Raw genomic sequence first — 12,840 nt, 5'->3', positions numbered from 1 at the left:
TAGTCATCGCGGCGGCCAAGGCCCCCCTGGGCTATGCCAACCTCCTTGGCGAGGGCAGCGAGCGCCTGTCTGGCGGCCAGCGCCAGCGCATCAGCATCGCTCGTGCGATGCTGAAGAACCCGCCGCATTGGGCGCCACGAAGAGCTGGTGGCTCGCGGCGGGCTGTATGCGAAGCTGGCGGCGATGCAGTTTGGGTTGGTCACGAACGCAGGAGCGGCTTGAGCTATTCCGGCAGCCGCCGCATCCAGCGCGACATGTGGCTCTGGTGGGCGAAGCCGGCCATCAACGCGATCTCACTGAGCGCCCCCGCCCGCTGCTGCACCAGTTGCCGGGCACGTTCGACACGCCGCGACACCACGTAGCGATGCACCGGCATGCCGACGCCGCTGCGAAACAGCCGCTGCAGGCTCCACGGGCTGACGCCCGCCACCCGCGCCAGGCTGGGCAGCGACAGCGGTAGTTCGAGATTCGCCTCGATGTAGTCCTGCACGCGCTGCAGGGCCGGGGCTGCGGGCGCCTCCTGCAATGACGGCGCGCGCAGCAGCACCGCCGTGGCAACCGACTGCACAAGGCCGTCGCGGAAGTGCTCGCCAAAGGGAGCGTCGGATTGCAGGTCCTGGGCCAGCGTATAGAGCAGCCCCTGCAGGCGCGGCTCGCGCGCCATGTGGACCATGCCGACTTCGACATGCCGGCCGCCCAGGCCCAGCTCGCCCGCCATCCGCTCCAGCCGGGACGGGGCGATCAACACCTCCAGGCTGCTGAAGTCGGACTGGGCCTCAAACCCGTCGGCGGCCCCAGCCGGCACGATGTCCACGTCGCCGCGCGTGCGCAGGAAGGGCAGCCCCGTGCGCAGACAGGCCGTCTTGGTGCTGGCACTGAGATGGAGGACGACGCGGTGGTGGTCCAGCGGTGTGGCGAGCGCCCGACCCGCACGTTCGTGCCGCGCCCGCAACGCCATCCCGCTCCGGTTGATCAGCTCTGAATGCATGGCGGCAATCTAGCGGGCCGGCCAAATCCCCAGCCGCCGAGGGGCCGTGCCCGAATGTGCCGTCCGCTGCTCTTTTCGTGCGCGACAGGGCATGCCCACCGCCCCTACAAACTCGGCATGAACAACATCCTTGTCATCGGCGCGGGCCCCACGGGCTCAAACACTGCGGCCCTCCTTGCGTCGAAGGGCCATCACGTCACGCTGGTCAGCCGGCGCGGAACGCCTGCATCCCACCCGGGTGTGAGGCACGCGGCGGCGGACGTCAACGACCCGCAAACCATGCGCGAACTCGCCGCGGGCGTCGACACCCTCATCAACTGCGCGATGCCGGCCTACGACCGCTGGCCCGAGGAATTCCCGCCGATCGGGAGCGCCGCGCTGTCGCTGGCGGCGGCCGTGGGCGCCCGGCTCGTGACCCTGAGCAACGTCTACGGCTACGGCCCTGTCGAAGGACCGCTGCGCGAGAACCATGCGCTGGCGCCCCATACCGTCAAGGGGCGGGTGCGCGCCGGCATGTGGGACCTGGCCCGGCGCAGCGGCGTGCCGGTGGCCGAGGTCCGCGCGAGCGACTTCCTGGGCCACGCGTCGGTGGGCTACTTCAACCTCTTCGTGCTACCGGCGCTGCTGAAGGGTGAGGAGAGCGTCTTTCCCGGCGACCTCGACGCCGCGCACAGCTGGAGCTTCACGCTGGACGTCGCGGCCACGCTGGCCGCGGCGGCGACGTCGCAGCAGTCCTGGGGTCGGGCCTGGCATGTACCGTCCTGCACGGCCTCCGTGCACGAGCTGGCCACCGCCACCGCCCGCTTGGCGAAGCTGGGCGCACCCAGGCTGCGGCGCATGACGGCCGAGGAGCTCCGGCAAGCGGCCGAGGCTGACACCATGATGGCGGAGGTGGCCGAGATGGTCTACCTGTTCGAGCGCCCGTTCCTGCTGGATGCCAGCGAGACGCAACGCCTGCTGGGCGTGTCGGCCACGCCGCTGGAGCAGGTGCTGGCTGACAACCTGGGGCCCTGCTAGACCAGGCGCCTGCGGAGACAATAGGGGCATGAGCACCCCGCCCCGTCCTCCGCAGCAATACGAAGACTTCATGCGCCATGTGTTCGAGCATGGCGTGCAAAAGAGCGACCGCACCGGCACCGGCACGCGCAGCGTGTTCGGCCACCAGATGCGCTTCGACCTCGCCCAGGGCTTCCCGCTGGTCACGACGAAAAAAGTGCACCTGAAGTCCATCGTGCTGGAGCTGCTGTGGTTCCTGCGTGGCGACAGCAACGTCAAGTGGCTGCAGGAACGCGGCGTGACGATCTGGAACGAATGGGCGCGCGAGGATGGCGACCTCGGGCCGGTCTATGGCGTGCAGTGGCGCTCCTGGCCGACGCCGGACGGTGGCCACATCGACCAGATCGCCGATGTCGTGAAGCAGCTGAAAACCAACCCGGACTCACGCCGCATCATCGTCAGTGCCTGGAACGTGGCCGAGCTGTCCAAGATGGCGCTGATGCCCTGCCATGCGTTCTTCCAGTTCTACGTGGCAAACGGGAAACTGAGCTGCCAGCTGTACCAGCGCAGCGCCGACATCTTCCTGGGCGTGCCGTTCAATATTGCGTCATACGCGCTGCTGACGATGATGCTGGCTCAGCAGTGCGACCTTGCCTTGGGCGACTTCATCTGGACCGGTGGCGACTGCCACATCTACGACAACCACGTCGAGCAGGTGCAGACCCAGCTCGCCCGCGAGCCGCGGCCTTACCCGACGATGACAATCAAGCGCCGGCCGGCGTCGATCTTCGACTACGCGTTCGAGGACTTCGAGCTGAGCGGCTACGACCCGCATCCGGCGATCAAGGCGCCGGTGGCGGTATGAGCAAGATCACGTTGGTGGCAGCCGTTGCGAAAGACGGCGCGATCGGGCGCAACAACGCGCTGCTCTGGCACCTCCCCGAGGACATGGCGCACTTCAAGGCGCTGACCCTGGGCAAGCCGGTCATCATGGGCCGCAAGACCTGGGACTCCATCCCCGCGAAGTTCCGCCCGCTCCCGGGCCGCCGCAATCTCGTCATCAGCCGTTCGGGGGTCGAACTGCCCGGTGCCGAGATGTTTGCGAGCCTGGACGCCGCGCTGGCCGCCTGCCAGGACGCGCCCGAGGCCTGCGTCATCGGCGGCGGCGAGATCTACGCGCTGGCCTTGCCGCTGGCTGACAAGCTGGCGTTGACCGAGGTGGATGCCGTCTTCCCGGATGCGGACCGGCATTTCCCGGCCTGGCCGCGAGACCGCTTCATCGAAGACCGACGCGAGCCGCACACCGGCGCCAACGGTCTTCGTTTCGATTTTGTTGATTACGTTCTCAAGGAGTAACCCCATGTCCGGACACGGCTTCCACGTCCACGGCCCGCACGAGCACGAGCTGGAGCACGCGGCCCAGCACGATGCCAAGGGCTTCGCCGGCCAGCTGGCCGTCATCACGGCCATCCTGGCTACGCTCGGCGCCGGCTTCTCGTACATGGGCGGCGCGACCCAGGCCAATGCCGGCATCCTGAAGAACGATGCGGCCATCAAGAAGACCGAGGCCGGCAACCAGTGGAACTACTACCAGTCCAAGAGCAGCAAGCAGAACCTCGCGGAGCTCGCGCTGGAGCTGAGCCCTAGCGAAGAAGCCAAGACCAAGTACCGCGACAAGGTCGCCCGCTACGAGAAGGAAAAGGCCGACATCAAGCTGGCGGCCGAGGCGCTGGAAGCCGAGTCCAAGCACTTCGACGAGAAGAGCGAGGCGCAGCTGCACATGCATCACCGCTGGGCCCAGGCGACGACGGCGCTGCAGGTGTCCATCGCGCTGGCCGCCATCGCGCTCCTGACCAAGCGTCGCTGGATGGAATGGGCCACCATCGCCGCGGGCGGCATCGGCATCGTGCTGGGTGGATTGGCCGCGGCGCACATCTGACGCCGCCCCAGGACGCCCGGCATGCTCCATCGCATCGACGAAGAGATCACCTTCCGCAAGCTGGAGATCCTGCTGGCCTTCATGGAGAGCGGCAATCTCGCGCGGGCGGCGGAGCGGCTGGGCATCAGCGCGGTCAGCGTGCACCGGGCGCTGCATTCGCTGGAGACGGGCACGCGCTGCAGCCTGTTCCGGCTGGAAGGCCGCAACCTGCAGCCCAATGACGCGGCCCACGCACTGGCCGACGTGGCCCGCGAGGTGCTGCAGGCGATGGCCCACGGCATCCGCTCGACGCGTGAGATCGCTGGCTACGCGGCCGACCGCATCCGCATCGGCTCGCTGTACTCGCTGACCAGCGGCACCGTGCCGGCCCTCATCATGGCGCTGCGCCTGCGCAAGCCCGACATCCAGACCGAGCTGGTGCTGGGCTCCAACAGCGACCTGCTGCGCAAGCTGCGCGACGGGGCCGTGGACGCGACGGTGATGGGCTTTCCCGAGGGCGCGGCTGACGTCGAGTCGCAGCTGCTGTTCGAGGACGAGATCTTCTTCGCCGCACCCGCCGACTCGGCCTACGCCCGCCAGACCGAGGTGGACCTGGGCGCCTGCGCGGACGAGCGTTTCGTGTCGCTGAACGAGGGCTATGTGACGCGCGACCGCTTCGTCGAAGCCTTCCAGGTGGCGGGCTTCGAGCCCAACGTCGTCATGACCACCAGCGACATCTTCTCGTTGATGAATCTGGTGGGCGGCGGCATCGGCTGCACGCTGCTGCCCGGCCGCGTGCGCGGCGTGCTGCCGCGCAGCGTCTGCCTCGTGCCGCTGGCGGCGCGCTATCAGATGCGGCAGAAGATCAGCGTCGTCTTCCTGCGCACGCGGGAGCGTGACCCCAACCTGCTGTCGCTGCTGGCCGCCTGCCGCAGCCACACGGCGGAGCTGGAAGCCAACCTCCCGCCGCCGTTGATGCCGGGGCACGGTGGGTAGGGACTGCCGCCCACCGAGTCGGCACGCTTCTCAAGAACCTTCGGTCAATCGACCAGCGCCTGCAGCGCCTTCAGGTCGAGCTGCTGCAGCACGCGCTGCATCGGTTCGGTGAAGACGTCGCCGCCATTCACGGCCACCTTCAGCATCTGCGGCCGGCCGGGGTGGCTGCGGTCCCAGGGGAAATCCGGGTCGGGCCTGACCAGGCGCGGGTAGCGGTCCAGCGGCACGGCGGCGTCGTGCAGCCCGTTCAAGCCCAGCAGCGCAGGCGCGGCCAGTTGCTGCGGCGACAGGCCGGCGCGCCAGGCCTCGACGCGGCGAAGCATGGTCTGCAGCGGGTTGGTGTCGACACCGGCGGCTGCCTTGCGGCGGGCCGTGCGTGCCTCCGCTTCGCGGGTGGCGCGCAGTTGGTCGCGCAACTCGACAGTCATCTTTTCGGCCGCAGCCGGGTCCACCTTGCGCAGGCCGGCGGTCACCTTCTGCACCTGGGATTCGTCAAAGGCCTCGCGCGCGGCAGCGTCGCCCTCGGCCGGCAGGCCCGCGCGAGCGCTGCTGTCCTCCTGCACGCGGCGCTTCAGGTCGCGCAGCGTGAAGTCCACATACTCGGCGGTGGTCACCGCCACCCAGGGCAGGCGGCCACCGCGCGTGAACACCAGCTGATGGCCGCCGTACAGCGTGTAGCCGTTGAGTTGCCCGGTGGCGGGAAGCTCGCGCCAGGCCTGCAGCTGTTCGTCGCGCAGCTCGGCATGGGGAGATTCGAAGAAGCTGGTGGGCGCGTTGATGGCCACCACCACCGCGGCCATCGACCCGAGGCGGTCGGCCTTGGGGTTGACGTCGCAGCGACCGGGCAGCCACATGCTTTCGCGGTGGTCGCGCAGCAGCAGGCTGCCGCTGCGCGCGGGAGCGTCCCACTGCCCGCCCACCTGCCAACTGCTGCGCAGCCGCGTGCGCGGCAGCTCGTGCAGTTCACGCTGGGCGTGCAGCACGGCGTTGACCCGTTGCAGCGCCTGCCGCATCGGCGCGACGGCGGGGTCGGTGACGCGGCGCTGGTCCGCCGTGGTGGGGTGCTCCGCATCCACCCAGCAATCGATGGCGGCTGCGGCGGGCTGCGGCACGGCCAGCAGCGCCAACGTGCTCATCGCGGCAGCAGCGCGCGGCAAGGTGTCGTTCAGGAACAGGCGCAGGGCCTTGGTGACTGGCATCTGAAGGTCGAAGCGGAATGAGGGATTCATGGTCGACGGATGGCGATAGCGAGGCGCCAGTGTTGCGAGCCGCCAGGGCGCTGTCATCGCTCTGAAGAGCCATCGCGGCCGTGGCATGCATGGCTCTCCGATGACTGCCGCCATGGCCTGTCGGGCGGATGGCAGCCGCGCACCTGGTCGGCACAGTGCCGCCACCCCAATCGACCGGAGTCCACATGACCACCACTGCTTCCCGTTTCCCCCTCTCCCTGCTGATCGCCGCTGCGTTGACCGCCTGCGGCGGTGGCGGCACCGATGCCGCCACCGGCAGCCCGGCCCCCACGCCGCAAACGCCACAAACGCCGACGCCCACCACACCGCCGCCCGCCGCAGCTGGGTTCAGCTTCACGCTGGACACGAGCAAGGCCCTCGTCTGGCAGGGCCAGCAGGCCAGCGTCGCCGTCGCCGTGCAGCGCGATGCCGGCTTCACGGACGCCATCCAGTTCAGCGCCGAAGACATGCCCGCCGGCGCAACGACCGCAGCGCTCAGCGTGCCCGCCGGCAGCAACGCCGGCACGCTGACGCTGCAGGCAGCCACCACGGCACCGCACTCGCTGCCGACCAGCGTCACGATCAAGGGCGCTGGCGGCACGGCCAACGCCAGCAAGCCCCTGACGGTGACGGTGCGCGGCCAGGCGGGTGACATCGACACCAGCTTCGGTGGCGGCACGCTGGTGACGCCGGGCGGCATCACCGACGACTACGTGCGCGGCGTGGCGGTGCAGGCCGACGGCAAGGCCGTCGTGGCCGGCTTCGGTGTCTTCGGCGCCGCCACCGGCACCGACTTCATGCTGGTGCGCCACTTGCGCGACGGCGGCCTGGACCCCAGCTTCGGCACCGGCGGCAAGGTCAGCACCGCGTTCAACAACGGCGGCCGCAGCGATGAGGCCCAGGCCGTGGCCGTGCAGGCCGACGGCAAGATCCTCGTTGCCGGCAGCAGCGACCAGGGCGCCACCGGCTACGACTTCGCACTGGCCCGCTACAACGCCGATGGCACGCTGGACACGACCTTCGGCAGCGGCGGCCGCGTGACGACCTCCTTCGGCAACGGCGCCGACAAGGCCTACGCCCTGCTGCTGCAGCCCGACGGCAAGATCGTCCTCGGCGGCGACAGCAGCCAGGGCGCCAACGGCAGCGACTTCGCACTGGCCCGCTACAACGCTGACGGCAGCCTCGACGCCGGCTTCGGCAACGGCGGCAAGGTGCTGACGGCTATCGGCAGCGATGGCGCGCGCGAGACGATCTATGCGCTGGCGATGCAGACGACGGGCGGCGTCTCCCGCATCGTCGCCGCTGGCGGTGAGGGCGACTTCATCGCCGCCGCCTACCGCGCCGACGGCACGCTGGACGCCGGCTTCGGCACCGCGGGCATCGTGCGCGGCCTGTTCGGCAGCGTCACCGGCGCCGCGCGCGGCGTCGTTGTCACGGCCGACGGCAAGCTTGTGCTGGCCGGCCACCGCGACCATGACTTTGCGGCCGTGCGCCTGCTCCCGGCCGGCGGGCTCGATGCCAACTTCGGCACCGGCGGTCGCGCCGTCGTCGCCGTCAGCGCCGACAACTGGGACGAAGCCACCGCCCTCGTGCAGCAGGCCGATGGCCGGCTGTTACTCGGCGGCTGGATGTACACCGGCAACAGCTCCAGCGCCGACACCGTGCTGCTGCGGCTGAACAGCGACGGCAGCCGCGATACCGGCTTCTCACCCAACGGCATCCGCGTCACCGCGGTGGCCAGCGGTATCCGCACCGACAGCGGCCGCGCCTTGGCCCTGCAGCCCGACGAGCGCGTACCCACGGTGCGCGTGCTTCAAGCCGGCGAAGCCAGCGGCAACAGCGACCTCGACATCGTGCTGATGCGCCACTGGCTCTGAGCCCCGACGCGCCGCCGCAAACTTCCTGGAGCCCTCATGTTCTCGTCTCGACGCCTGGCACCCCTGTGTGCCGCCCTGTTCATCCTCGCCGGCTGCGGCGGTGGTTCCGACCCGGCCACGCCTGGAAATCCGGGCACGCCCCCCACCCCGTCCACACCGGCCCCCGGCGCGCAGATGTCGGCGCTGTCCGGCTCGGCGCAACACGCCACCGTCTCCTGGACCGGCGGCAATGCGGGTACCGCCTGGCGCCTGGAGCGCCGCCGCGAAGACGGTGGCGACTACGCCCTCGTCGCCGAGGTGGACAGCGGCGCGGGCCTCTGGCTGGACGGCGGCCTCAGTGCCGACACCGGCTACAGCTACCGCCTCAGCCGCACTGACGGCAGCGTGCTGGCCACGGCCACGGCCCGCACCGGCACCGAGGCGGTACTGACAACGGCCGCCCCGACGGCGGTGGGCGCGGGCATCCCGCTGCGCTTCACGCCCACCACGAGCAGCCTGCGCCTGGCGGACGGCAGCCTGCAGCTCGACCTGCCCGCCGGCAGCCTGAGCCAGGCCGGCACTGCGACGCTGCAGCCCGTCACCAATCCCCTGCCCGATGGCGTCGGCCCGGGGCTGAGCCTCAGCCTACCCGAGCGCCCGGCCCGCACGCTGACGCTGTCGATGCGCTACGGCGCCGACGAGGATGTCGACGAGGTGCTGCAGGACCGCATCGCACTGCAGCAGGCCGACGGCAGCTGGTGGCTGCTGCCGCTGGCCGCCCACGATGAGGGCCAGCGCCTGCTGCAGGTCAGCCTGCCACCCGGCCTGTGGGTGGAGGAGCAACCGGCCGCGTCTGCGCAAATGGCCCGTGCGGCGGCCACCACGGTGCGCGGCGTGAAAGGCCAGTTCGTGCGCGTCAAGGCGCACAAGCTGCTGCCCGCCTCGGCCAGCGTGCGCGTCCTGGGCAGCCAGCGCTTCGTGCCCGTCAGCATCTATGTGGTACGCCAGGGTCAGGGTTGCGAAGCGCAGGCGGCCGAGGAGTTCTGCCTGCCCACGCCGGTGCTGCGCGACGTCCAGGTGCCGGTGCTGAACACCAAGGCCGGCTTCCAACGCCAGTGGACGCTGGAAGGCAGCACGACGCCCGCCGCCACCTTGGGCACGCTGGCCACCGAGCCCCAAGCCGGCATGGTCTACACCGCGCCGGCCCTGGTACCGGCCACCAATCCGCTCACGCTGCGCTTCAGCAGCATCAACAACAGCAACGGGCGCCGCCTGGCGTTGAGCGCGAAGATCCGCGTCACCGAAGATGCCTGGGTCGGCAAACTGGAGGCCTTCGTCGGCGATCTCGGGGCGGGCCACAAGTACAACCTCGACACGCGTTGGACCCTTGATGCCGCGCTGAGCACCGCGACCCGCCGCGTCTACCACCCCACCGGCAATGCCGAGCACCTCTACACGGTGGTGGATCCAGTCTGCCAGCACACGGTCACGCCCACGCACATCCCGCTGGCGCAGGCCCAGGCCACCGGCCAGCTCATCGTCGATGAATCCACCAGCCCGGCGCGCTACAAGCTGGACCTGGCCACGCTGTGGAATTCGACGATGACCGTCAGCTGCCCGACCGGCAGCACCAGCGCGCCGACCAAAGCCGGGCATGTGTGGACCGCCGAGGGCGTCGTCACGCAAGGCCGCATCGCGGGCTCCGACAACGGTCTGGGTGAGCGCAGCTGGGCACTGGGGCGCCCGCAGTGAAATCGTTCGTCGCGTTCAGGGTTTACCCAGAATCGTTGCGGTCGGCGTAAACGTCAGCCGGCGAGGTTGATTGATCGTCCTGGGGGCCGCTCCCACACTGCGGCCGCATACCGCCACTGAATGGCGGACCTGGAGACATCAAGTGACCCTCAATCGACGTCAATGGCTCGGCAGCACCGCCGGCACCGCCGCCTCCCTCTGGCTGCCCAGCGCCCAGGCCCAGACCGGCGCGCTGAAGATCTCGCACCAGTTCCCCAGCGGCACGCTCACCGAGGGCGACTTCCGCGACCGCTTGTGCCGCAAGTTCGCCGCCGAGGTGGAGAAGCGCAGCAGCGGCGCATTGAAGGCCTCGGTCTACCCAGGCTCGTCGCTGATGAAGACCAATGCCCAGTTCTCGGCCCTGCGCAAGGGCGCGCTGGACATGAGCCTGGTGCCGCTGTCCTATGCCGGCGGCGAGGTGGCCGAGACCAATGCCGGGCTGATGCCGGCCCTGGTGCCCAGCTACGAGCAGGGCGCGGCGTGGAAGACGGCGGAGGTGGGCAAGCTGTTGTCCAAGGTGCTGGACGACAAGGGCGTGCTCATCGTCAGCTGGGTCTGGCAGGCCGGCGGTGTGGCCAGCCGCGCGCGGCCGCTGGTGACGCCGGACGATGCCAAGGGCCTGAAGGTGCGCGGTGGCAGCCGCGAGATGGACATGATGCTGAAGCAGGCCGGCGCCTCGGTCATCACCTTGCCGTCCAACGAGATCTACGCCGCCATGCAGACCGGCGCCATGGACGCGGCCATGACCTCGTCCACCAGCTTCATCTCCTTCAAGCTCGAGGAGATCGCCAAGCACCTGACCTCGGGCCGCCAGCGCACTTACTGGTTCATGTTCGAGCCGCTGATGATCTCCAAGGAGGTCTTCAACAAGCTGCCCAAGGCCCAGCAGGACATCGTCATGGCCGTCGGCGCCGAGATGGAAGTCTTTGCGCGCGACGCCGCCAAGGCCGATGACCAGGCTGCGGCTGCGATCTACGCCAAGGCCGGCGCCAAGGTCTACGACATGGACGAGCCGACGTTGAAGAAGTGGCAGGCCATCGCACGCGACACCGCGTGGAAGGACTTCGGCGAGAAGAACGAATCCTGCGCCGCCATCCTCAAGGCCGCGCAGAAGCTGCTCTGAGGCCGCCATGAGCCACGGTTTTGAATTGCAGCCGGCGGCGGTGGCCGGCATCGACCCCGACACGCCCGCCCTGCTGCGCCCCATCGCGCGCGGCCTGAACTTCATCAACCACGCCATGGTCGTGCTCGGCATGCTGGCCCTGCTGGTGGCCTCCTGCGTGCTGACCTACAGCGTCGTGTCGCGCTATGTGATGAAGGCTTCGACCGACTGGCAGGACGAGGCAGCCGTGTTCTGCCTGGTCGGCGCCACCTTCCTGTGCGGCGCCTTCGTGCAGTCGCTGCGCGGCCACGTCGGCATCGAGGCCATCGCCGGCCTGCTGCCCCGCGCCGTGAACCGCCTGCGCCTGATGCTCGTGGACCTGATGGGCACCGCCTTCTGCGCCTTCTTCGCCTGGAAGTCGTGGACGCTGTTCCACGAGGCCTGGGTCGACGGCCAGACCACCTCGTCTTCCTGGGCCCCGCCGCTGTCGATTCCCTACGGCCTGATGTCCGTGGGCATGACGCTGCTGAGCCTGCAGCTGCTGGTGCAGCTCACGGCGCGCGTGAACGGCCTCTTCAAATCCAATTCAGGAGTCGCAGCATGAGCATGCTCGTCCTCGGCTCGCTGTTCGGCGTCGTCACGCTGCTGTTCATGTTCTCGGGCGCGCCGATCGCGTTCGCGCTCGGCAGCGTCGCGGTGCTGTTCATGGCCATCTTTATGCCGGCCTCGGCGCTGGACACGGTCACGCAGAACGTCTACGAGGAGATGGCCAGCATCACGCTGCTGTCCATTCCCCTCTTCATCTTGAAAGGCGCGGCCATCGGCAAATCGCGCGCGGGCCAGGACCTGTACGCCGCCATGCACGTGTGGATGGGCCGCATCCCCGGCGGCCTGGGTATTGCCAATGTGTTCGCCTGCGCGCTGTTCGCGGCCATGGCCGGCTCCAGCCCGGCCACCTGCTCGGCCATCGGCAGCGCCGGCATCCCGGAGATGCGCAAGCGCGGCTACTCGCCCGGCTTTGCGGCCGGCATCATCGCTGCCGGCGGCACCCTGGGCATCCTGCTGCCGCCGTCCATCACGATGATCCTGTACGCAGTGGCGGCCGAGCAGTCGCTGGGCCGGCTGTTCCTGGCCGGCATCATGCCGGGCGTGCTGCTGGTGGCGCTGTTCGCCGGCTACGCGGCGCTGCGCTACCGCAAGGAGTACGCGCTGGCCGAGGCCGAATACAAGCGCACCGGTGCCGCCTCGGCGCTGCTGGCCAACGAGACCTTCACCAACCGCCAGAAGTTCGAGATGCTGCCGCGCGTCGTGCCCTTCGTGCTGCTGCTGATCGGCGTCATGGTGGCGCTGTATGGCGGCTTCGCGACGCCGTCGGAAACCGCCGGCCTGGGTGCCCTGCTGGCGCTGGCGCTGATCGCCGTCATCTACGGCGTGTGGCGGCCCAAGGACGTGGCGCCCATCCTCCAGTCGACGCTGAAGGAGTCGACCATGCTGATGCTCATCATCGGCATGTCGCTGCTGTTCTCCTACGTGATGAGCTATCTGCACATCAGCCAGTCGGCGGCGGAGTGGATCGTCGGCATGCAGCTGTCCAAGTGGGTGCTGCTGGCCGCGGTGCTGCTGATGGTCATCCTGCTGGGCTTCTTCCTACCGCCGGTCAGCATCATCCTGATGACGGCACCCATCATCCTGCCGCCGCTGAAGGCCGCCGGCTTCGACCTGATCTGGTTCGGCATCCTGATGACCATCGTCATGGAGACCGGCCTCATCCACCCACCGGTGGGGCTGAACATCTTTGTCATCAAGAACATCGCGCCCGACATCGACCTGCGCGACATCATCTGGGGCGTGCTGCCCTTCGTCGTGCTGATGTTGCTGGCGGTGCTGCTGATCTGCATCTTCCCGGGCATTGCCACTGCTCTGCCGGACGCGGTCATGGGCGTCGCCGCCAAGGCGCATTGAGG

12 protein-coding genes and 1 pseudogene are annotated in these 12,840 nt (G+C 69.2%); 11 read left to right on the top strand and 2 right to left on the bottom strand.

Annotation, left to right across the window (positions count from 1 at the left end; genetic code table 11):
- Positions 1–2: 2 nt before the first annotated feature.
- Positions 3–125, top strand: a pseudogene (locus ASC91_RS30965) (ATP-binding cassette domain-containing protein); the annotation flags it as partial.
- A 98-nt stretch (positions 126–223) separates the two neighbouring features.
- Here the strand turns inward: ASC91_RS30965 and ASC91_RS21175 are convergent.
- Positions 224–988 (bottom strand): AraC family transcriptional regulator, encoded by a 765-nt coding sequence (locus ASC91_RS21175; protein ID WP_056201561.1) that lies wholly within the window; start codon positions 986–988, stop codon positions 224–226.
- 117 nt (positions 989–1,105) lie between these two features.
- Here ASC91_RS21175 and ASC91_RS21170 point away from each other — a divergent pair, with 117 nt between their 5' ends.
- Genes ASC91_RS21170 through ASC91_RS21150 form a run of 5 tightly spaced genes read left to right on the top strand, consistent with a single transcriptional unit; the run spans position 1,106 to position 4,898 of the window.
- Complete coding sequence (locus ASC91_RS21170) at positions 1,106–2,005, top strand: NAD-dependent epimerase/dehydratase family protein (protein WP_056201558.1); 900 nt, start codon at positions 1,106–1,108, stop codon at positions 2,003–2,005.
- Between the two features lie 28 nt (positions 2,006–2,033).
- Positions 2,034–2,849, top strand: coding sequence for a thymidylate synthase (locus ASC91_RS21165; protein ID WP_056201555.1), 816 nt, complete (start codon positions 2,034–2,036; stop codon positions 2,847–2,849).
- Positions 2,846–3,340: a dihydrofolate reductase gene (locus tag ASC91_RS21160; protein WP_056201552.1), complete on the top strand. Its 495-nt coding sequence runs from the start codon at positions 2,846–2,848 to the stop codon at positions 3,338–3,340. Before ASC91_RS21165 ends, ASC91_RS21160 begins: the two co-directional genes overlap by 4 nt.
- A gap of 4 nt (positions 3,341–3,344) precedes the next feature.
- Positions 3,345–3,923, top strand: a complete 579-nt coding sequence (locus tag ASC91_RS21155) for a DUF4337 domain-containing protein (protein WP_056201550.1) — start codon at positions 3,345–3,347, stop codon at positions 3,921–3,923.
- A 21-nt stretch (positions 3,924–3,944) separates the two neighbouring features.
- The gene (locus tag ASC91_RS21150) at positions 3,945–4,898 is read left to right on the top strand and encodes a LysR family transcriptional regulator (protein WP_056201546.1); all 954 of its coding nucleotides are present in this window, start codon (positions 3,945–3,947) and stop codon (positions 4,896–4,898) included.
- A gap of 44 nt (positions 4,899–4,942) precedes the next feature.
- Here ASC91_RS21150 and ASC91_RS21145 read toward each other — a convergent pair whose 3' ends face one another.
- The gene (locus ASC91_RS21145) at positions 4,943–6,127 is read right to left on the bottom strand and encodes a hypothetical protein (protein ID WP_157281912.1); all 1,185 of its coding nucleotides are present in this window, start codon (positions 6,125–6,127) and stop codon (positions 4,943–4,945) included.
- 185 nt (positions 6,128–6,312) lie between these two features.
- On the opposite strand from ASC91_RS21145, the gene ASC91_RS21140 reads away from it, so the two are divergent.
- The 5 genes from ASC91_RS21140 (at position 6,313) to ASC91_RS21120 (ending at position 12,838) form a co-directional block, all read left to right on the top strand.
- Positions 6,313–8,004, top strand: coding sequence for a hypothetical protein (locus tag ASC91_RS21140; RefSeq protein ID WP_056201541.1), 1,692 nt, complete (start codon positions 6,313–6,315; stop codon positions 8,002–8,004).
- 36 nt (positions 8,005–8,040) lie between these two features.
- A complete protein-coding gene (locus ASC91_RS21135; RefSeq protein WP_056201539.1) occupies positions 8,041–9,735 on the top strand; it encodes a hypothetical protein in 1,695 nt (564 codons plus the stop codon).
- A 142-nt stretch (positions 9,736–9,877) separates the two neighbouring features.
- Entirely contained in the window at positions 9,878–10,897 is a 1,020-nt protein-coding gene (gene dctP, locus ASC91_RS21130) for a TRAP transporter substrate-binding protein DctP (protein WP_056201536.1), read from the top strand.
- A 7-nt stretch (positions 10,898–10,904) separates the two neighbouring features.
- Positions 10,905–11,480, top strand: a complete 576-nt coding sequence (locus tag ASC91_RS21125) for a TRAP transporter small permease (RefSeq protein ID WP_056201533.1) — start codon at positions 10,905–10,907, stop codon at positions 11,478–11,480.
- The gene (locus tag ASC91_RS21120) at positions 11,477–12,838 is read left to right on the top strand and encodes a TRAP transporter large permease (protein WP_056201531.1); all 1,362 of its coding nucleotides are present in this window, start codon (positions 11,477–11,479) and stop codon (positions 12,836–12,838) included. Before ASC91_RS21125 ends, ASC91_RS21120 begins: the two co-directional genes overlap by 4 nt.
- The last annotated feature ends 2 nt before the right edge of the window (positions 12,839–12,840 follow it).

The organism is Pelomonas sp. Root1237, assembly GCF_001425055.1.
Lineage (GTDB): Bacteria > Pseudomonadota > Gammaproteobacteria > Burkholderiales > Burkholderiaceae_C > Pelomonas.
This window is presented reverse-complemented; position numbering and strand designations above follow the sequence as displayed.